General features: G+C 61.8%; 13 protein-coding genes. 8 read left to right on the top strand and 5 right to left on the bottom strand.

Annotated elements, in window-relative coordinates; genetic code table 11:
- Positions 1 to 3 precede the first annotated feature (3 nt).
- The 3 genes from LUB09_RS09275 (at position 4) to ureC (ending at position 2,652) form a co-directional block, all read left to right on the top strand.
- Positions 4 to 537, top strand: a complete 534-nt coding sequence (locus LUB09_RS09275) for a GNAT family N-acetyltransferase (RefSeq protein WP_231422411.1) — start codon at positions 4 to 6, stop codon at positions 535 to 537.
- Positions 534 to 839: an urease subunit beta gene (locus LUB09_RS09270; protein WP_003236142.1), complete on the top strand. Its 306-nt coding sequence runs from the start codon at positions 534 to 536 to the stop codon at positions 837 to 839. The genes LUB09_RS09275 and LUB09_RS09270 overlap by 4 nt, the downstream gene beginning before the upstream one ends.
- 112 nt (positions 840 to 951) lie before the next feature.
- Complete coding sequence (gene ureC, locus LUB09_RS09265) at positions 952 to 2,652, top strand: urease subunit alpha (protein ID WP_209988027.1); 1,701 nt, start codon at positions 952 to 954, stop codon at positions 2,650 to 2,652.
- A 48-nt stretch (positions 2,653 to 2,700) separates the two neighbouring features.
- Here the strand turns inward: ureC and LUB09_RS09260 are convergent, their stop codons facing one another.
- Together LUB09_RS09260 and LUB09_RS09255 are read right to left on the bottom strand one after the other, a co-directional pair.
- Positions 2,701 to 9,690 (bottom strand): NEL-type E3 ubiquitin ligase domain-containing protein, encoded by a 6,990-nt coding sequence (locus LUB09_RS09260; RefSeq protein WP_231422410.1) that lies wholly within the window; start codon positions 9,688 to 9,690, stop codon positions 2,701 to 2,703.
- Positions 9,691 to 9,768: 78 nt separating this feature from the next.
- A complete protein-coding gene (locus tag LUB09_RS09255) occupies positions 9,769 to 10,710 on the bottom strand; it encodes a DnaJ C-terminal domain-containing protein (protein ID WP_209988018.1) in 942 nt (313 codons plus the stop codon).
- 238 nt (positions 10,711 to 10,948) lie between these two features.
- Between LUB09_RS09255 and LUB09_RS09250 the strand changes: the two genes are divergently transcribed.
- On the top strand, positions 10,949 to 12,217 hold the full coding sequence (locus tag LUB09_RS09250) for an Hsp70 family protein (protein WP_209988014.1): 1,269 nt from the start codon (positions 10,949 to 10,951) through the stop codon (positions 12,215 to 12,217).
- Between the two features lie 338 nt (positions 12,218 to 12,555).
- On the opposite strand, the gene LUB09_RS09245 is transcribed toward LUB09_RS09250, so the two are convergent.
- Together LUB09_RS09245 and LUB09_RS09240 are read right to left on the bottom strand one after the other, a co-directional pair.
- Positions 12,556 to 13,569, bottom strand: coding sequence for an AI-2E family transporter (locus LUB09_RS09245; protein ID WP_209988006.1), 1,014 nt, complete (start codon positions 13,567 to 13,569; stop codon positions 12,556 to 12,558).
- A gap of 199 nt (positions 13,570 to 13,768) precedes the next feature.
- The gene (locus LUB09_RS09240) at positions 13,769 to 14,068 is read right to left on the bottom strand and encodes a PsiF family protein (protein ID WP_209988003.1); all 300 of its coding nucleotides are present in this window, start codon (positions 14,066 to 14,068) and stop codon (positions 13,769 to 13,771) included.
- Positions 14,069 to 14,190: 122 nt separating this feature from the next.
- Here LUB09_RS09240 and LUB09_RS09235 point away from each other — a divergent pair, with 122 nt between their 5' ends.
- Together LUB09_RS09235 and LUB09_RS09230 are read left to right on the top strand one after the other, a co-directional pair.
- Positions 14,191 to 15,105 (top strand): DMT family transporter, encoded by a 915-nt coding sequence (locus LUB09_RS09235; protein ID WP_231422409.1) that lies wholly within the window; start codon positions 14,191 to 14,193, stop codon positions 15,103 to 15,105.
- An 88-nt stretch (positions 15,106 to 15,193) separates the two neighbouring features.
- Positions 15,194 to 15,724 carry a ferritin-like domain-containing protein gene (locus LUB09_RS09230; protein WP_209987997.1) on the top strand — a complete coding sequence of 177 codons (531 nt, stop codon included), beginning with the start codon at positions 15,194 to 15,196 and terminating at the stop codon, positions 15,722 to 15,724.
- Between the two features lie 134 nt (positions 15,725 to 15,858).
- On the opposite strand, the gene LUB09_RS09225 is transcribed toward LUB09_RS09230, so the two are convergent.
- A complete protein-coding gene (locus tag LUB09_RS09225) occupies positions 15,859 to 17,925 on the bottom strand; it encodes an AsmA family protein (protein WP_231422408.1) in 2,067 nt (688 codons plus the stop codon).
- A gap of 345 nt (positions 17,926 to 18,270) precedes the next feature.
- On the opposite strand from LUB09_RS09225, the gene LUB09_RS09220 reads away from it, so the two are divergent.
- The gene (locus tag LUB09_RS09220; protein WP_231422407.1) at positions 18,271 to 18,639 is read left to right on the top strand and encodes a hypothetical protein; all 369 of its coding nucleotides are present in this window, start codon (positions 18,271 to 18,273) and stop codon (positions 18,637 to 18,639) included.
- Between the two features lie 179 nt (positions 18,640 to 18,818).
- The gene (locus tag LUB09_RS09215; RefSeq protein ID WP_209987987.1) at positions 18,819 to 19,451 is read left to right on the top strand and encodes a TetR family transcriptional regulator; all 633 of its coding nucleotides are present in this window, start codon (positions 18,819 to 18,821) and stop codon (positions 19,449 to 19,451) included.
- The last annotated feature ends 147 nt before the right edge of the window (positions 19,452 to 19,598 follow it).

Here is a 19,598-nt window from a genome sequence, read left to right as displayed (position 1 = left end):
TCGATGAGTACTGCGCAACTGCGTCGAGTCAATGCTGAAAGTTTTGCCCACTACCGCCTGGGGTTGATCGAGCTGTTGCTGGACGCGGTACAGCATGGCGCCTCGGTCGGCTTCATGGCCGACTTCGACGAGGCCCAGGCCCGCGCCTACCTGACCGGCGTACAAGCCAGCATCGAAGACCAGAGCCTGCTGCTGTGGGTAGTGGTGCGCGACGAGCAGGTGATTGCCAGCGTGCAATTGGCGCTATGCCAGAAAGCCAACGGGCGCAACCGCGCCGAAGTACAAAAGCTGCTGGTACACAGCAGCGCGCGACGCCATGGCCTGGGCCAGCAGTTGATGAACACGCTGGAACTCGCCGCGCGCCAGCACCGGCGCGGCCTCTTGTATCTGGACACCGAGGCCGGCTCCGGCGCGGAAGCTTTCTACCAATCGCTGCACTACACCAAAGTCGGTGAACTGCCCGACTACTGCCAAAGCCCGGACGGGCGCTACAGCCCGACCGCCATCTACTTCAAGACCCTGGGGCAACCTGCATGATTCCTGGTGAATATCAGATCCAGCCTGGCGAGATCGAACTGAATGTCGGCCGCCGCACCGTCACCCTGAGCGTGGCCAACAGCGGCGACCGGCCGATTCAGGTGGGCTCGCACTATCACTTTTTCGAGACCAACGACGCGCTGACCTTCGACCGCGCGGCAAGCCGGGGCATGCGCCTGAATATTCCGGCGGGCACGGCGGTGCGCTTTGAGCCGGGGCAGAGTCGCGACATCGAGTTGGTGGACTTGAGCGGTGGGCGGCGGGTGTTCGGGTTTGCCGGCCGAATCATGGGTGATCTTTAGGGCCTCATCGGGAGCAAGCCCCCTCCCACAGTTGAAGTACGCTCCCCTGTGGGAGGGGGCTGGCTCCCGATAGCGGTTTCACATTCAACACATTTTTTCAGGGTTCACACACATGAAAATCAGCCGCCAAGCCTACGCCGACATGTACGGCCCCACCGTCGGTGACAAGGTCCGCCTGGCCGACACCGAGCTGTTCGTCGAAGTGGAACAGGACTTCACCGTCTACGGCGAAGAGGTCAAATTCGGCGGCGGCAAGGTGATCCGCGACGGCCAGGGCCAGAGCCAGCTGCTCGCCCACGAAGTGGTCGACACGTTGATCACCAACGCGCTGATCATCGACCACTGGGGCATCGTCAAGGCCGATGTGGGCCTCAAGAATGGCCGCATCCACGCTATCGGCAAAGCCGGCAACCCGGACATTCAACCCGGCGTGACCATGGCCATCGGCGCCAGCACCGAAGTGATCGCCGGCGAAGGCATGATCCTCACCGCCGGCGGCATCGACAGCCACGTGCATTTCATCTGCCCGCAGCAGATCGAAGAGGCGCTGACCAGCGGCGTCACCACCATGATCGGCGGCGGCACCGGGCCGGCTACCGGCACCAACGCCACCACTTGCACCTCCGGCCCCTGGCACCTGGCGCGCATGCTCCAGGCCAGCGATTCGTTCCCGATGAACATCGGCTTCACCGGCAAGGGCAACGCCAGCCTGCCCGAACCGTTGATCGAACAGGTCAAGGCCGGCGCCATCGGTTTGAAGCTGCATGAAGACTGGGGCACCACACCAGCCAGCATCGACAACTGCCTGAGCGTGGCCGACCAATACGACGTGCAGGTGGCGATTCACAGCGACACCCTCAACGAGTCCGGCTTCGTCGAAACCACCCTGGCCGCGCTCAAGGGCCGCACCATTCACACCTACCACACCGAAGGGGCCGGTGGCGGCCACGCGCCGGACATCATCAAGGCCTGCGGTTTCCCCAACGTGCTGCCCAGCTCCACCAACCCGACGCGACCGTTCACGCGCAACACCATCGACGAACACCTGGACATGCTGATGGTCTGCCATCACCTCGACCCGAGCATTGCCGAAGACGTGGCCTTCGCCGAAAGCCGCATCCGCCGCGAGACCATCGCCGCCGAAGACATCCTGCACGACCTCGGCGCGTTCTCGATGATCAGCTCCGACAGCCAGGCCATGGGCCGGGTCGGCGAGGTGATCACACGCACCTGGCAGACCGCCGACAAGATGAAAAAACAGCGCGGCCCGCTGCCCGGCGACGGCCCCGGCAACGACAACTTCCGCGCCAAGCGCTACATCGCCAAGTACACCATCAACCCGGCGATCACCCACGGCGTGAGCCATATTGTCGGTTCGATTGAAGTGGGCAAGTGGGCCGATCTGGTGCTGTGGCGTCCGGCGTTTTTCGGTATCAAGCCGACGCTGATTCTCAAGGGCGGCGCGATTGCCTCAAGCCTGATGGGCGACGCCAACGCGTCGATTCCCACGCCGCAGCCGGTGCACTATCGCCCGATGTTCGCAAGCTTTGGCAGTTCGCTGCACGCCACCAGCCTGACCTTTATCAGCCAGGCGGCGCAGGACGCCGGATTGCCCGAGGCCCTGGGCTTGAAAAAGCAGATTGCGGTGGTCAAGGGCTGCCGTGACGTGCAGAAAACCGACCTGATCCACAACGATTACCTGCCGGACATCGAAGTGGACCCGCAGACCTACCAGGTCAAGGCGGACGGCGTGCTGCTGTGGTGCGAGCCGGCCGAGGTGCTGCCGATGGCGCAGCGGTATTTCCTGTTCTGACTCGGCCTTGGCGACCCTGAATACCAGGCGGTGTTCAGGGCCGATGCCTCACGCAAATTTGTTCTTGATCATGTTTTCGGTGTAACCGTAATCCATCCGCAGTTCCACACCTGCCGGGATATCTTGCGTGGCAAACATCGTATTCAACCGATAGGTCGTTCTCTTGCCTGGCGCGCTGGTGGCGTGCTCGGCTTCCACCTGGAACGGCACGCACTCTACGTTGTACCCGCCGGTGGCCTGGCGTACCGGCGTGCCTTGAGCATCGTATTCGAAGTTCGTGTTGATCCTGGAGGTGATGGTGTCGCCGATGATAAAGATCGGATCGGCGCGAAACGCGCCGGCGTCCGGGAGCATTTTATAGGCAACGACCATGCCGAACGTGCTCTCCGAGCGCACCGACATGTCGTAGGGGATCACCACCCCGCCGTACAGGCCGATGATTTCGCCCTTGGCGATCCGCCGGTTGGCCACCACCATGGACTGCCCGATCAAGGCTTTTTCTCCGGGCACTTTCACGTCATCGGCGGTGAACGTGCGCCATTGCAGTTTCTCTTCATACAAGGCCGCCACGCGCTCATACCCTTCAAAGCGGATGTAGGGTTTGATCTGGGTCGAGGCATAGGTCGTCCCGGCGTCCATCCGGGCCTCTCGCTCCAGGCTGCGGATACGAATCGGCCGACCTTGCAGGTCCCTGAGAGGATACTTGCCGTTGTTGGCCCGGTTGTAGCGCCCCAGCACGTTCTTCTGAGCCGAAAAGTGCACGGCCTGACGCATGAAGGCGAGTTCGTCAGCGCTGTAGGGCGTGACCGGCATGGACTCCGACGCAGACTCGTACTCGTCCTCGGAAACGCCCCCGCCTTTGAGGCCCCTGCGCTTCCACACCCCCGCCGCATCCGGCTTGGCGATGATGCCGCTGTTGGCCAGTTCATAAGGGTTGTCCGAGCGCTGCACGCGCAACAGATAATGCTGCCCATCCCCGGCGTCCGGCAGGCTTGCGATGAAATACTGTTTGCCCTCGAATTCGATGGCCTGGGCGTTCGAAAACTGCAAGGTGAGCTGACTGAACACCGGTTCGTTCAAGGTTTGAAGCGGCTCCCTGGGGAGCAGGTGCGCGGCGATCTCCTGGCGGGTCAGGGTGTCGATCAGCGCGGCATCATCAATCGCCAGTTGGGCTTGCAGCGCCCTGGCCTGCGTGTCGTAGGCCGCTTCGGCCAGGGTGCCGTCAGAAAACCTGTCGTGCAAAGCCTCCATCCGGTCCTGATACGGTTTGCTCTGTGCCTCGAACCGGGGCCGATATTTCTGCGTCACGTAGTCCTGCCAGAATTCCCGGGCCAGCAAGGCCTGGAACATCTGCGCCGAATTATCCAGTGCCACAACGCGGGTGTAGGCAGCGTCCAGCATGGCCGGGGTTACGTTGCCCAACTGGGTGAACTTGACGTCCAGGGGTTGCCCAGGCAGTTGCAGGCGGTCCTTGAGGCCGTAGCGATAGGCCAACCTGATTTCAACCTCCTCCAATAGCGCCAGGCGCGTGTATTTTTCGGCCGCCGTCAACGCCGGGTCGGCATTGATCGTGGCGCGACGTTGATCAATATCGCGCAGGGCAATCCGCTCAACCTCGTCCAGGCGCAGCAATCCCCTGGACAAGCTCGACAGCGCCACGCCCTGGGTCGCGTCCAACGCCTGGAGCCGGGCCTTGTCGACCAGCGACATGACTTCCAGGTTACTGAACGACAACGCCGCCCGGTCGCAGCATGCCGCCCTGCCCGCCCACTCGAACATTTGCGCGCGCAGGCTTTCCGACTGGGTGGAGTTGGCCGTGATGGAATCGATCACCGCCCAGACGCGGCGCTGCAGGTCTTCCTGCCCGTCGACAGTGGTTTGCAGGTCCCGGAGCATGTCGAAGAACCCTTGCGAGCCGGTCTGCCCACGCAGGCCTTGCCACTGGATCTGGCGGGCGGCCGCCTCGGTTTCGGACAGGCCGACGGCCCAACGCCGAAAGACCGCATCGTTGCCCCCACCCCACGCCACTCGCCCCGTGCTGCGTGGCGCTGTAGCGACCAGCCGGTTCGGGCGCTCCGGCGAAGCCAGGCCCGCGCGTTCAAGCCGCTCGCCGTAAGCGCGCGTGGCCTGCAAGGTCGCGTCGGTCCAGGGGTTGTCGCTCGCATCCGTCACGTTGTTGACCTGCGCGGTGGTTGCCAGTTGTTCGTCGGAGGGCGCGATGATCGAGGCGGGAATGGTCGTCAGCCGGTTGCCTGAAAGGTTTATCCCTTCGAGCAAGGGTTGCTCAAGCAAACCCGCCGGCCAGGTCTCCAGACCGGTGTGCGCCAGGTTGAGGGAGCGCATATCGGTGATTTGAGTGAAGTCGGGGGTCAAGCCCAGGTCGTTGTAGCTCAGGTCCAGGGCGCGCAAGGTGACGCGCTCAGACAGAATGCCGGCCGCCTCGGGACTCAGGCGAATACTGTTGAATTGCAGGAACAAGCGCGTCAAGCCGTGCATTTGGCCCAGGGCTGGCGGTAGTTCTCGCAGGTGGTTGCCCGACAAATCCAGCCAGCGCACCCCGCGATAGCGCGAGAGAAAGCCCTCCGGGGAGGTGGTCAGGTTCATGTTGTTCAACTTGAGCGAGCCCACATGGCCAAGGTCCGCTTCCAGGTCAGGCAGGCTTGGCAGGTTCAGGCCGCTGAGGTCCAACTCCAGGCCAATTGGCGTGCCATCGGTGGCCAGCATCTGCGGGGTTTCCTTGCGCCAGCAGCGCAAAATGCGTTCCCGGGCTTCGTAGCGTCCACTGTGCACCGCCATAGTCATTTGCCATTGCTGCGGCCTGACATAACGCTGCTGCGCGCCCACACCCGAGAACGTCCAGGCGTCCAGTTGAGATTCGAGCAGATTGAACTCGCGCTCCAGCGCGATCAACTCGGTGCCTGCGCCGGTCCCCAGCTTCCAGATAAAGTCCCTGATCTGCTGGGCGCTGTAGTTCGGGTAGAGCCTGCGCATGATCGACTTGCCCGTGCCCATGCCGCTATCGAAAGCGTCGTGCAGTGCACCGGCGGCCAAGTCGGGACGGGACTCACCCAGACGCTTCCAGTAAGCATCGAAGACTCGCCAGTAGTCCCCGGGAAATGGGTTGCCGTCCAGCAACGTGACACGGTTGATCCTTGCCATGGTTTCGACCTGTTCAGGCGGCGGGTTCACGTGTGCCTCGGGAACCTGGCGCAGGTTATTGTTGCGCAGGTCCAGAAGTTCCAGCGAGGGCGACAAGCCGGTTGGCCACCGCTCCATCTGCGTAGCATTGAGCGTGACGCGCTTGAGCGCGGGCATCGTACTGAAATCGAGAGGTACGCCCAGCGGATTATGGCCCAGGTTGAGCGTTTCCAGGCTGGTGAGCGAGTTCAGCGCCGTCGCGCTTTGCGGGGTAAGGCGAATGTCATTGCCCTCCAGTTCCAGCGAGGTCAGGGCCTTCATGTCGGCGACGGCCAAAGGGACATCAGCCAGAGCACCGCTCACCTTCAAATGCTTGAGATGAGTGAAGTTTTTGAGAAACGTGTCTACACCGCCACCTGCGCCCACGTTATAGAGATCGAGCGTCTGGACATGGCTGAAGTCGCCGCTGATGGCCGGCAACTTTGCTGCTCGTGTGTTGAGGCTTAGATGCTCTGTCCTCCATCCCCGGCGCCAGCAATACAAAATATCCGAGGCCTCGCCAGTGATTAATGAAACCACAGAGGCAAAACCGCTGCCTGTGGGTTGCGGTGTATTTTCCTTGACCCAACGCTTCAACGTGCGCTCAAGCGTGTCCAGCTCAAGCTCGCGCCGAGCCAGGCTACTCGATACATCGCTACCCAGCGACTGAATGAATTCGGTGACCATCGCCTCACTGAACGTTGGAAACAGCCGGCGCACCCTCGCCTCGGGAGAACGCAGCACCTGCGCCGTCCTTGTGAGCAGTTGCCGGAAACCCGGGCCACCGCCGAGCAAGTGCAAACCACGATGGTAGGCCGGTTTGCGCACCGGATGTTTCAACAGGACCTGGCGCAGGGGCTCACGCGGCAACGGCGATTGCTGGATCGCTAGCTTGAGTTGCGAGGCATCGCTCAACCCCATCTGTTGCCACTGGGCAGGCGGCAATACCTCCCATGCCGCGCTGTAGAAATCCACGCCCAGCGGCGCTGAAAACAGTCCGTCGTCCTGCAATACCAACGCCTTGCCCAGCGGCGCGTCTGCGGCGCCGATGGCATCCAGCAGCGGCCCATCAGTCCGATAATGGCGCAGTTCCACACGCGTGCCGCTCGACCATCCTGGCACGGTTTGGAGCGTATGCAATGCCAGGCGATGGCTGTCGATCACGTTCAGCGTGTCCAGATGCAGCCCTTCGTAGGCGCGGGACACACGGGTTTCCTGTGCGCACCAGCGCATCTGCTCGGCGAGGGTGCCGGACAGCCGGCCGGTGGCGTGAAAGTGTTCCAGGGCAGCGGCGTCCAGGCCTTCGAGCATGTGCGCAGCCATTGGGGCGGAAAGCCCCGGGTAATCGGCCTGCACGCGTTGAACATTGGGATCGCTTGAGCGGGTGGAAGCTGCGTAGCGCTCGTCCATCAGGTTACCTTTGAGCTCGCCGACCGTGCGGGCAATGAACCTGCGCAACAGGCGCGCGCGCACCGACAACGGATCTTGAGGGGTACCGGGTATTTCCAGCAGTGACGGGTCAACACCTTGCAAGGTGTAGAGCACCCCGTCGAGCAGTTGGCCGCTGTCGAGCTCGGCCTGGCTGATCGGCGCAATGCGACGTTCGGCGGACGCTGGAGCGCTGCTTTCCCAGAGCACTTTGCCGCTTGGGTCGAGCACCCGCAGGGATGAGCTTTGCGGCAGCATGCCGCGCCGCTGCATGATGTCGAGCTGCAGCGCCGGGTCTGCCTGTGCGTAGACCAGGGGATCGCTGCTGCTCATCTGCTCTACAAAGGTGCTGAGTTGCTGATGGATTTGGAAACGCTGGATCGTCTCGTCCAGCACCATCGGCAACGGCTCTTGGCTCATAAAGGTTTCGCGCAGGGTGGGCGCTTCGACGCCGCTGATGCGCACCTGATCCACGTAATGCTCCAGTCCAAGGCGCCGGTACAGCGTGTGCTCATCCCAGGTCAAGGGTTCTTCAACTTCATGGCTCCAGCCGCCCTGAGGGTGACGTGCGACTTTTGGCGTGTAGGCCTTGGGCCGCTTCGGGTGCTGGATGCGGTACTCGCCGGTCTGCGCGTCCGGGCTTACCTGATAGGACTTGCCCTCAATGGACAGCAACGTCTTGCCCTCGTGCACGTGCAGGCCAAGCGCATCGGGTTTGACGTCGGGTGCCGGTTTGATCGGTGACTCATAGGGTTCAAGGTCGGCCTTCCACAACATCCGCTTGCCCTTGGGCATCGTGACCGGTTTGTAGCGGTCCAGCACATTCACGTACTGGACATGGGGCAGCACTTTGGCGCCGCCAGCAAAGAACGCCGCATTCAGAGCCACCGAGGAAAAGTGTGCCCACATCTCGCGAACTTCGCCCTGCTCCGCCGCTTCGATGCCTTCGAAGACCTCACCGCACATTTGCGCAGCACCCACGGCCAGCATCACCGGGCCCAGCCCTGGCACAACGAAAGCCGCCAGGTTCAAGAAGCTGACCACCGCATCCAGATAGCTCTCCAGGCGTTCGTTGCGCGCCTTGATGTCTTCGTCGCCTGTCGGCACGGCAACCGCCCGGGCATCGCTGAGCGTCTTGTCGACAAACGCGTTGGCCTGGTGCGCCCACAGTGTTCCGGTAACGACCGCCTCGCCCAGGCGCAAGCGTTCCGAATCGGGCTGGTGCGGGAAGTCGAGGGACGCGGCGCTGTTATCGGCAGGTTGGTACAGTTTGTTGAATTGTTTAAAAAATGCCCCTTGGTCGCGCTTGGGTATAAAGCTGCTGAAAAAGCGCCGATAGGAAGCACTGTGCAGGCGCGTACGCAGGTCGGCCATGAAATCGGCGCTGGACGCATATTCCTTGAGGGGTTGCTGCGGGTCGTTGGGGATAAACACCAGCACCCGTTCACCACGGTCGCTGTGCAGGCGATCCGGGCCGATCAGAATGGGGCCGACCAGTCGGATATCGAAGACTTTCAAGGCGGCGAACGTCACCGGGCGGCCGTCCAGGTTGGCGCCGGGCGTCTCGGACAGCACGCGCTTGAGCATTTGGTAGGCTTCGTCACTCACGCCTGAATCGATTTCGCCGTTGCCTGGTACGCTGGCCACTTGCAGGTGCGCCATCTCAACGCTCACGGCCAGTTGTTGGCGGTAGTAATCCTGCAGGCGCTGCTGCACTTTATCGCGCTCGTACGTGACCGATGGGCGCAGCACGCTGTTGAGGTGCTCCAGATAACGCTCGCCCAGGTCAAGCGTGCGGCACAGTTTGGCGAAGGCATGCGGGGTGATGGGCACGGCCTGGCGCTGGAGTGCCTCGAACGATGGACTGGCCTCGCCATCAAACCCGCTGTAGCGGGTAATAATGTGGCAATCGTCGCAGGCTGCAGGGATTTCTTCGTCGGGTTCGAAGTTGGCCAGCGCCGCTTCCAGCAATGAAACACCACGGTAGCGGTAGCCAAGCGCGGGGTCGTCCTGGCGCTCAAGGGTGAATGCACCAAACAGGTCGGTACGCCCGGTTGCATAGGCGTACTTCCTGGCGAAGTAGACGTTCTTGACATCCAGATCGAGGTTGAAGGTGCGCTTGATCGCCGCTGTCAGGGCCTCTTCGGCGAAGGCCTGGATATCGGTGATGTCGCCCAGCGTCTGCTCAAGCGCATTGAGCGCCTCGCGGTAGCGGGTGTGGTTGGCCTCCAGCACGCGCCGGGCCTGGGGCAGTGCCGCCTGATACCAACTGGGTAACTGGTGCAGTTCGTGGCTGGCGAGTTCTTGCTGGCGCCGGGTGCTGGCTTGGTTGAACCAATCGGGTACTCGCGCCTTGAGAAAGTCGTAGTGCGCGCCGCGCAGGTCGACATTGAAGACGCCATGGGTGGGGAGTGTGACAAGCTGAGGTGACATAAAGGGCCATCCTTGAAGGCTGTGAAAAAACAGCCTATCGAATGGCCCTGGCGGGAAAGCCTACCTATTTATCGGCGCTCAGAAATGCTCTCGCGGGTTGAACGCCGCTTTTTTGGCCAGCTCCTGCCACAACGCCTTGACCTCTTCGTCGCTGCTCTTTGGCATCACGGCCTTGAGCTGCACAAACAGATAGCCACGCTCGCCGGCCTTGTTCAGCAAGCCATGCCCCCTGGCGCGCATGCGCTGGCCGTTCTGGCTGCCGGCCGGCACCTTGAGGTTGATTTTGCCGGTGAGGGTCGGCACCGCCACTTCCGTGCCCAGTGCCAGTTCCCACGGCGCCAGCGGCAGGTTGATGATCAGGTCGTTGCCATCCACTTCAAATTTTGGATGCGGCGCAAACCGGATGATCAGGTACAGGTCGCCATTGGCACCGCCACCGATGCCGGGCGCGCCCTGGGCCTTGAGGCGAATGCGCTCGCCGTCGGCCACGCCGGCGGGGATCTTCACGTTGAGGCTCTTGGTGGTGTTGCTGACGTGGCGACCGGAGGCGTCGTATTGCGGCACCTGGAAGCTGATCTGCTTGGACTCGGTGGCCAGTGTCTCTTCCAGCGAGACCGTCAGCTGCATCTCCACGTCCTGGCCCTTGCGTCCGGCAGGACGACGCTGACCGCCGCCAAAACCGTCGCCGCGATTGCCGAAGATCGAGCTGAAGAAGTCGGAGAAATCCTCCGTGCCCGCGCCGCCACCGCCAAAGCCGCCACGGCTCTGCCAGCCCGGCGGGCCCTGGAACGGCTGGCCGTGCTGGCCATATTTGCGCAGCTCGTCGTATTCGGCGCGTTTGTCGGCGCTCTTGAGCGCTTCATAGGCTTCGGACGCGTCCTTGAATTTGGCTTCGGCGTCTTTTTCCTTGCTCACATCCGGGTGATATTTGCGTGCGAGCTTGCGATAGGCGGCCTTGATTTCCTTGTCATCGGCGCTCGGCTCGACACCCAGTATCTTGTAGTAGTCTTTGAAATCCATCGGCGGTTCACCTTCCTTAAATCGAGATCGCACCGCCGGCTCCACACCGTGCGATGGTTTGCACATGTCGAGTGGTGTGGCCGGGGGTGCGTCAAAGTGTTATCGGCGCGTGCCGTATGCAGCAGATGTGGGGGCGAATCGCGCCGTTTCAAGCACTATTTAACGGATGGTCGGCCTACGCATCCGCCCCCGACTGGCATACACTGCGCGGCCGTTTTGCAACCGGAACCCGATAGACATGAAAAACCCAGCCCCAGCCCGTGCCTGCGGTATCGACTTCGGCACGTCCAACTCCACCGTCGGCTGGATCCGCCCCGGCGAGGAGACGCTCATTGCGCTGGAGGACGACAAGATCACCTTGCCGTCGGTGGTGTTCTTCAACTTCGAGGAGCGTCGCCCGGTATACGGCCGCCTGGCCCTGCACGAATACCTGGAAAACTACGAAGGCCGGCTGATGCGCTCGCTCAAGAGCCTGCTGGGTTCCAAGCTGATCAAGCACGACACCAGCGTGCTCGGCACCGCGATGCCGTTCACCGACCTGTTGGCGCTGTTTATCGGCCAGCTCAAGAGCCGCGCCGAAGCCACCGCTGGCCGCGAGTTCGAGGAAGTGGTGCTGGGCCGCCCGGTGTTCTTCGTCGACGACGACCCGATGGCCGACCAGGAAGCGGAAAACACCCTGGTGGACGTGGCGCGCGCCATCGGTTTCAAGGACATCTCGTTCCAGTACGAGCCGATTGCGGCGGCGTTTGACTACGAGTCGACCATCCAGAAGGAAGAGCTGGTGCTGATCGTCGACATCGGCGGCGGTACGTCGGACTTCTCGCTGGTACGCCTTTCGCCGGACCGCCGCCACAACGACAACCGCCAGAGCGACATCCTCGCCACCGGCGGCGTGCACATCGGCGGCACCGACTTCGACAAACAGCTCAGCCTGCAAGGGATGATGCCGCTGTTCGGCTACGGCAGCCGCATGAAAAGCGGCGCCTATATGCCCACCAGTCACCACATGAACCTGGCCACCTGGCACACCATCAACTCGGTGTACTCGCAAAAATCCCAGCTGGCATTGGGCAGCATGCGTTACGACATTGAAGACACCGGCGGCATTGACCGCCTGTTCAAGTTGATCGAACAACGCGCCGGGCACTGGCTGGCGATGGAAGTGGAAGAAACCAAGATCCAGCTGACCCATGAAGACAGCCGCCATGTGGCGCTGGACCGCATCGAAAAAGGCCTGAGCGTGGACTTGAGCCGGGCTCTGTTCGAGTCGTCCATCGACAATTTGCTGGAACGTGTGCGCGGCAGTGTCACGCAGTTGCTCAATGACGCCTCGGTGAGCGTCGAGCAGGTGGACACGGTGTTCTTCACCGGCGGCTCCAGCGGCATCCCGGCGCTGCGCCACAGCATCTCCGCGATGCTGCCGAATGCACGGCATGTGGAAGGGAACATCTTCGGCAGTATCGGCAGTGGTTTGGCGATTGAGGCGAGCAAGCGCTACGGCAGCTGATGTCCCAAACGTTGCGGATAGGCAGGTGGGAGGGGGCTTGCTGCCGATAGCGGCAGGTCAGTGCCAGAGGCGCTGACTGACACACCTCCGTCGAGGGCAAGCCCCCTCCCACATTTTGGTCCTGTCGAGAGACTGCTCAGCGCGGATAAAACATCCAGAGTCTCAAAACCGTCAGGCACCAGACAGCGATACCCGACACGATCACCAGGTAATTCCACGCATTGAAGCGGTCATTGCTCTGCCCGTCGGGATCGCCCGCAGCGAAGTTGATCACTCATCGCTGGCCGTCCCCTAATTCCCTTTAAAGTCCAAGAAGCAAATGCGCCTGGGTTATTGCCTCAGACCATCCCACCCAGCTTCAGCTCACTCTTGAGGTACGCATAGTAAATCGGCCCCGCCACCACACCTGGCAAGCCGAACGCGGCTTCAAACACCAGCATCGCCAGCAGCAATTCCCACGATTTGGCACTGATCTGCCCGCCGACGATGCGGGCATTGAGAAAATATTCGACCTTGTGGATCACGATCAGGTAGCCCAGCGCGGCCAATGCCACCCAGATCGACAGCGACAGCGCGACGATGGTGATCAGGGTGTTGGACATGAGGTTGCCGATCACCGGCAGCAGGCCGAGCAGGAAGGTCAGCACGATCAGGGTTTTGGTCAGGGGCAGGTGGATGCCGCACAGCGGCAGCACCACGGCCAGGAAGATCGCGGTGAAAGCGGTGTTGAGCGCAGCGATCTTGATCTGCGCGAAAACGATGTTGCGAAAGGCCTGCACCAGCAGGTGCAGGCGGTCGAACAGCGCGGCGGCCAGGGGTTTGCGTTTGGTCAGGTCGGGCACGCGCTGCAGGGCAATGATGGCGCCGAGTACCATGCCGATCAGCAGGGTGACAAACATGTGCGCAGCGTCTTTGCCCACCAGTTGCAGTTCGCTCAGGTGCTTGCTCAACCAGTCGCCGATGGCCACGCGAAATTCGGCGGCGCTGGCGGGCAGGTAGGCGTCGAGGAACGGCGGCAACTGGCCGCGTGCGCGGTCAACCACGCCCATGAATTTGTCGAGAGAGGCGCCGGGATTTTCCGCTTCGTGCAGCAGAAAGCTGATGGCGCCGGCGAAGATCAGCGCCAGCACGCTGACGATCAGCGTGCCGAGCAACGCCACCGCCAGCCAGCGCGCGCGGCGACCCTCTATCAGCCGCTGCAGTTGGGGGGTGAGCATGTTGACCAGTTCATAGACCAACAGGCCTGCCAGCAGGCTGGGCAGCAACTTCAGCGGCAGCACCAGCAGCAACCCGCCGAGAATAATGATGTAGCTGGCCAGCAATATCACGTGACGCTGAGAAAACGTTGGCATACAGCCTCAGAACGAACGGCGATAAAAGGATGGGCAGTCTGCCAGCCTTGAGGGAATCAAGCGAGGGGGATGCGATCAAGTGTGGGAGGGGGCTTGCTCCCGATGGCGGTCAGTCAGCCAGCACATCTTTTACCTGACATCCCGCTATCGGGGGCAAGCCCCCTCCCACACTCGATTGCCAGTGGCTACAAAAGCGTCGTCAGCCCTTGAGGCAGGTGCTCATGTAGGCCTTGCGCGCATCGCCGGCCAGCGCCTTGGTTTTTGCTGAAGCGTTGCAGTCCTTCATCTTTTGCTGCTGCGGCGTGACAGCCTTGGCGTCATTGGCGGCCGGGGCCGACAGGCAGGTCTTCATAAAGGCCTTGCGCTCGTCGCCCTTGAGGGTCTTGGTAGTGGCTTCGGCGTTGCAGGTGGTCATCTTGTTTTGCTGGGCAGTGGCGGCAAAGCCTTGGGAACACAGCAACAGTCCCATCATCAGCAAAGGAATACGCAGCATCTTCATGGAGTTTTCTCCCGGTTACCGCGCCGACGGGCACGGCCTTGGCAGAGTGTAGTCAAACCCTGTTACACCTTCCTGCGCGGACGGTGGATAATCCTCGCCCATCCATCTATACGGCGATGTTCATGCAATACGCGTATCCCCTGCTGGCCATTTTTATCTGGGCCGGCAACACCGTGATCAACAAATTGGCGGTGGGCTCGATCTTCCCGGCCGAAATCGGCTTTTACCGCTGGTTGCTGGCGGCGCTGCTGTTCACCCCGTTCATGCTTAAACCGGTGATTGCCCACTGGCCGTTAATCCGCCCTAACCTGGGCAAGGTCTTCGTGCTGGGCGTGCTGGGCATGGCGGTGTATCAGAGCCTGGCCTATTACGCAGCGACGCTGACCTCGGCGACCAACATGGGCATCATCCTGTCGCTGATGCCGTTGATGGCGCTGACTGCCGCGATTATCAGCCTGGGCCAGCGCCTCACGTACGGCGCGCTTGCCGGGGCGATGCTGTCGTTTGCCGGCGTGGTCGTGGTGGTGTCGTCCGGCAGCCTGGGCGCGCTGCTGCAACACGGGGTCAACCTGGGCGACGGCATGATGCTGGTGGCCACCCTGGCCTACGCGGTCTACAGCACCCTGCTGAAAAAATGGCAACTGCGCCTGCCGCCTTTGGTGTTGTTGTACTTGCAGGTGCTGGTGGCGGTGGTGGTGCTGTTTCCGCTGTTCCTGTTCTCGCCCAAAACAGGGTTGGGCTGGGCGAACATTCCACTGGTGCTGTACGCCTGTTTGCTGGCCTCGATGCTGGCGCCGCTGGCGTGGATGCATTCGGTGAAGACCCTGGGCCCGAGCCGCACAACGCTGTTTTTCAACCTGCTGCCGTTGATCACCGCGCTGATTGCAGCGGTGGTGCTGAAAGAGGAACTGGCGCTGTATCACTTGCTGGGCGGCTTGCTGACCCTGGGCGGGGTGATCCTGTCGGAGCGCTGGACGACACCGGTGAGCCAGAACCGTCAGCCAGGCCCTCGTGACACATCCGGTAAAATCCGATAAAACTTTTTGCCCTGGCCGCGACTCACAACCTGTAGCGATCACGCCGACAGAGCGTGGCGTACAACCGGATTAGCACCAGGAGATTGAGATGACCGAAGCAAACTTGACTGACGTTGCGACCCTGCGCAGCCGCGCCCGCCAGAACGTCGAAAACGGTGCCGTGACCGAAGGCTACAACGCCGACCGCGAAGAGATCATTCGCCTGCTCAACACATCGCTGGCCACTGAGCTGGTGTGCGTGCTGCGCTACAAGCGTCACTACTTCATGGCCAGCGGCATCAAGGCCTCCGTCGCCGCCGATGAATTCCTCGAGCACGCGACCCAGGAAGCCGAACACGCCGACAAACTTGCCGAGCGCATCGTGCAACTGGGCGGCGAGCCGGAGTTCAACCCTGACCTGCTGTCGAAAAACTCCCACGCGCAGTACGTGGCGGGTAATTCGCTGAAGGAAATGGTCTACGAAGACCTGGTGGCCGAGCGTATCGCCGTGGACAGCTACCGCGAAATCATCCAGTACATCGGCGACAAGGATCCAACCACCCGCCGTCTGTTTGAAGAGATTCTGGCTCAGGAAGAAGAGCACGCCGACGACATGGCGGACATTCTCGAAAGCCTGTAAGTCGTCGCACGAAAAAGTCGCACAAAAAAGAGGGGGGAGAGCCGGTTAAACGGCTCTCCCCTCTTTTTTGCCACACCGAAAATAAACGGTGGGAGGGGGCTTGCTCCCTCCCCCATCGGACCATGCGCCGTCAGTTATTTAACGGTCTTGGGCGCCTTGCCTTCCTTCATCTGCTGCAGCAACGGCGCACACTCGTTGGGCTCGCCGCCGCTCGGCGCCACCAGCGCGAGCAGGCCGGCGGCCGGACCTGCGATGACGCCCAATGCCACCATCCCCGCGCCACGCAGGGCCAGCGGGATGGCTTTGACGCCAGCGTTAGGCTTGATAAACGGCCCGTTCACGTACAGCGGCGAGCGCAGCGAGAACAGACGGAAACCCTTGGATTCCGGGGTGATCGTGAGATCAAGCTGCTCGGTGGCCATGTTCGCGGTGCCATCGATGTAGATGATGGCGTTCTCGGTATCGAACACGAACAGCCGGGTGGTCGCCAGGCCCGTCTTGATGCCGAAGTCCGCCGCCGCACAGTTGATCTTCACTTCCTTGTCGCCGAACAGGCGGCCAACCACGTAGTTACCCACGTTGAGCCCGGCGATCTCCATCAGCCCACGGCTGATGGCGCCGTCGTTGATCAGCATCTTCAGGTCACCGTTGGAACTGCCCAGCAAGGCTGCGACCGAGTTGCCGCGCCCAGCGATGTCGGCATCGCCGTTGAGTTCGCCAAAGCTGGTTTTCATCGGTTCAAAGGTCGGGAACAGCTGCTTGAGCTTGAAGTTGCGCGCGCTGAGTTTCGCGCGGCCTTCCATCGGCGTGATGCGGCCGTTGAGGCGAATCTGCGCATCGAGCTTGCCGCCGGCCACGCCGAAACGCAGCGGCTCCAGGCTCAGTTCGCCATCGTTGAGCACCACATGGGTGTAAAGGTCGGTGAAGGGCAGGTCGGCGCTGTGCACGATGCGCTTGCCGGTGAATTCCACATCGGCATCCATTTCACGCCAGCGCTGGGTACGGAACTCTTCCACTGGCAGCACCCGGGTGGCCGGCTGCTTGCTCGCACCGCCACGGGCCTTTTGCTTGGCGTTGGAGTCGGCGCCGATCAGCGGCGCAAGGTCGGTCATCAGCAACTGGTTGGACACCAGGGTGCCGCTGAGCTTGGGCCGTGGCTGGCTGGCGACGTAGGCCAGGTCGCCGTGGATATCGCTGTTGCCGATCTTGCCGTTGAAGTTTTCATAGCGGAACGACGCACCGCTGGCTTCATGCAGCTTGGCGATCAGGTGACCGTCGGTGGAATAGGCCGGCGAATCCGGCAGGGTCACGCCGGTGAGCGGGTAGAGGTTGCCCAGGCTCGCGCCAGCGAGTTTGAGGCGCAGGTCAAGCGCACCGAGGTTGAGCGGGTCGGTCAGGGTACCGGCCACGGCAATGCTGGTGTCGCCGATCTTGACCTGGGCTTGCAGGGGAAACGGTTTGGCCGCGTCCTGCAGGGCCAGCAGGCCGCCGATCTTGCCGCTGCCATCGAGTTTCTGCCCATGGTATTGGCCTTTGACCTTGAGGCCGAACGCGTAATCCTGCGGCGCAGCGCCTTTTTCCAGGGCCTTTTTGGCATCGGCGTCGCCGACGATTTCGGCGAAGGGAATCGGCTGGCCCAGCGGGTCAATGATCACATCGAGCTGGGTGTTGAGGGTCTGGTCGTCGAGGGTCACGTGGCCCTTGTCGAACTTGATGGCGCCGATGTCGACCACCCAGTTGGACGGCTCGGCGTCCGGGTCCTTGGGGTCGAACGTAAAGGTCCAGTTGGCGCGGCCATCGGCCAGGCGCTGCAACTGGGCACTCGGTTCGGTGAGGTCGATACGCGGAATCGCTACGCGCTGCGCCAGCAAGGCCAGCGGCGAAATGCGCAGCTCGACTTTTTTCAAGGTGACCATCTGCGGCTGCTTCGACCAGTCCGGGTTACCCAGGGTCAGGTCCTCGGCGATCACATGGGGCCACGGCACCCAGGCGCGCCAACCGCCTTCCTCGGGTTCGCGCTGCCACACCACCGCGAGGTTGCCATTAATGGCGAACGGACGATGAAGCTCTTCGGAGACTTTGGCATTGAGCGGCGGTTTGATGCGGTTCCAGTCGAAAAACACCAGGAACACCACCACCACGGCGATCAATACGGCGAAGCCGGCGCAGCACCAGGCGACGATTTTACGAGTGCGCGTCATTGCACAGAACTCCTGAACACGGATAGCTGGAATACAGCTCATAAGGGTACGACTGGCAAACCTCAGCAGGGTTTAACCCATTGATGGATTTAACCGCAGAACGCTTTTTTTCTGACCGGACCGACAGATTTCGCCTGCTCGCCTGCACCATTGCTACCCACCATTGTGTCGAAAATACCCACTTGGGTGCAAAACCGCGTGCTTGAGAGGCCCGATCTAGAGCCCTCCGCTTGAACCATCAATTGTGTTGATTATTACCATTGCGTTTATGAACTTTTATATCGATATATCGAGAGTAGCATGAGTCCTGTACCCACTTTATCGCCCTCCCAAGGAGCAACCATCATGAAACGCCAAGTACTCGCTACCGTCCTGTTGTCTGTCCTGGCTTCCAGTGCCTTCGCCCTGCCAGCCGCCGAGCAGACTATCCCGCAACACCAGGCTCAGGCCGTTCAGTCCAGTCAGACTCTGGCCCGCAGCGGCTCGCAAGAAGATGAGAACCGCGACTACGCCAAAGGCGTTGCCGAAAACGGTTCGGAGCAAGCCAACAAACGCGCTTACACCGAAGGCCTGAGCGAAAACGGCCGTCACCGCCTGGAAGAAAAAGGCCTGGTTGAAGGCGGCGCCGAGCAAGCCAACGAGCGTGCCTACACTGAAGGTGTTGCCGAAGGTGGTGCTGATCGCCTGCAAGACCTGCATCAAGCACAGAGCTGAGCCTGTGGTGGCCCAGACAGCTCGCTCCGACATCCGTAGGAGCGAGCCTGCTCGCCAACGTCACTAACGTCTGCCCCCTGATTTCACGCAACGCCCTCGCTTCATACCGCCAAGTTCGACGCCGGCAAAGCGCTTTTGCTAGAGTGCGTCGCTGTACTTGCCGACAAAGCTCACCCGCCATGCTGCCCCGTGCCGAACAGAAGCAACAGACCCGCCTCGCCCTGATGGACGCAGCCCGCCATCTGATGGAGTGCGGCCGTGGGTTCGGCAGCCTGAGCCTGCGCGAAGTGGCCAAAACCGCCGGGATCGTGCCTACAGGTTTCTATCGGCACTTTGCCGATATGGATCAGCTCGGGCTCGTGCTGGTCAGCGAGGTCGGCCAGACCTTTCGCGCCACCATTCGCCTGGTACGCCACAACGAATTCGTGATGGGCGGCATCATCGATGCCTCGGTGCGGATCTTTCTCGACGTGGTATCGGCCAACCGTTCGCAATTCCTGTTCCTGGCCCGCGAGCAATACGGCGGCTGCCTCGCCGTGCGTCAGGCCATCGCGGCCCTGCGCGAAGACATCACCCGCGACCTCGCCGCCGACCTCACCCGCATGCCCAAGCTGGCGCACCTGCAGGCCGACGGTTTGCACGTGATGGCCGACCTGATCGTCAAGAGCGTGTTCGCCACCCTGCCCGATATCATCGACCCGCCCGCCCACGCCCTGCCTGAACACCTCACGCCCCAGGCGAAAATCACCCAGCAGTTGCGCTTTATCTTTATTGGTCTCAAGCACTGGCAAGGCCTGGGCAGCACCGAATAGGCCGCCAGGCAAAAACGCCCTCATCCAGTGCCCTAGCACACGCAATGCACCACATTGAGTCACGACCTGAACAAGCCGCCGCCCTATTCGGAGGCACAACGGCGCGCGCCGACAGGCAATTCCTACAACCCGCCCTGGGTTGGCAAG

It is taken from the genome of Pseudomonas sp. Leaf59, assembly GCF_920984685.1.
GTDB lineage: Bacteria > Pseudomonadota > Gammaproteobacteria > Pseudomonadales > Pseudomonadaceae > Aquipseudomonas.
Note: the sequence above shows the minus strand (reverse complement) of the source record. Positions and strands in the feature narration are given on the sequence as shown.

Excerpts from the sequence above, each read along its gene's own strand:
- LUB09_RS09275 (WP_231422411.1), top strand. The coding sequence starts at position 4 with ATGAGTACTGCGCAACTGCGTCGAGTCAATGCTGAAAGTTTTGCCCAC.
- LUB09_RS09245 (WP_209988006.1), bottom strand. The coding sequence starts at position 13,569 with ATGCCAACGTTTTCTCAGCGTCACGTGATATTGCTGGCCAGCTACATC.
- LUB09_RS09220 (WP_231422407.1), top strand. The coding sequence starts at position 18,271 with ATGAAACGCCAAGTACTCGCTACCGTCCTGTTGTCTGTCCTGGCTTCC.
- LUB09_RS09225 (WP_231422408.1), bottom strand. The coding sequence starts at position 17,925 with ATGACGCGCACTCGTAAAATCGTCGCCTGGTGCTGCGCCGGCTTCGCC.
- LUB09_RS09270 (WP_003236142.1), top strand. The coding sequence starts at position 534 with ATGATTCCTGGTGAATATCAGATCCAGCCTGGCGAGATCGAACTGAAT.
- LUB09_RS09260 (WP_231422410.1), bottom strand. The coding sequence starts at position 9,690 with ATGTCACCTCAGCTTGTCACACTCCCCACCCATGGCGTCTTCAATGTC.
- ureC (WP_209988027.1), top strand. The coding sequence starts at position 952 with ATGAAAATCAGCCGCCAAGCCTACGCCGACATGTACGGCCCCACCGTC.
- LUB09_RS09215 (WP_209987987.1), top strand. The coding sequence starts at position 18,819 with ATGCTGCCCCGTGCCGAACAGAAGCAACAGACCCGCCTCGCCCTGATG.
- LUB09_RS09240 (WP_209988003.1), bottom strand. The coding sequence starts at position 14,068 with ATGAAGATGCTGCGTATTCCTTTGCTGATGATGGGACTGTTGCTGTGT.
- LUB09_RS09230 (WP_209987997.1), top strand. The coding sequence starts at position 15,194 with ATGACCGAAGCAAACTTGACTGACGTTGCGACCCTGCGCAGCCGCGCC.
- LUB09_RS09235 (WP_231422409.1), top strand. The coding sequence starts at position 14,191 with ATGCAATACGCGTATCCCCTGCTGGCCATTTTTATCTGGGCCGGCAAC.
- LUB09_RS09255 (WP_209988018.1), bottom strand. The coding sequence starts at position 10,710 with ATGGATTTCAAAGACTACTACAAGATACTGGGTGTCGAGCCGAGCGCC.
- LUB09_RS09250 (WP_209988014.1), top strand. The coding sequence starts at position 10,949 with ATGAAAAACCCAGCCCCAGCCCGTGCCTGCGGTATCGACTTCGGCACG.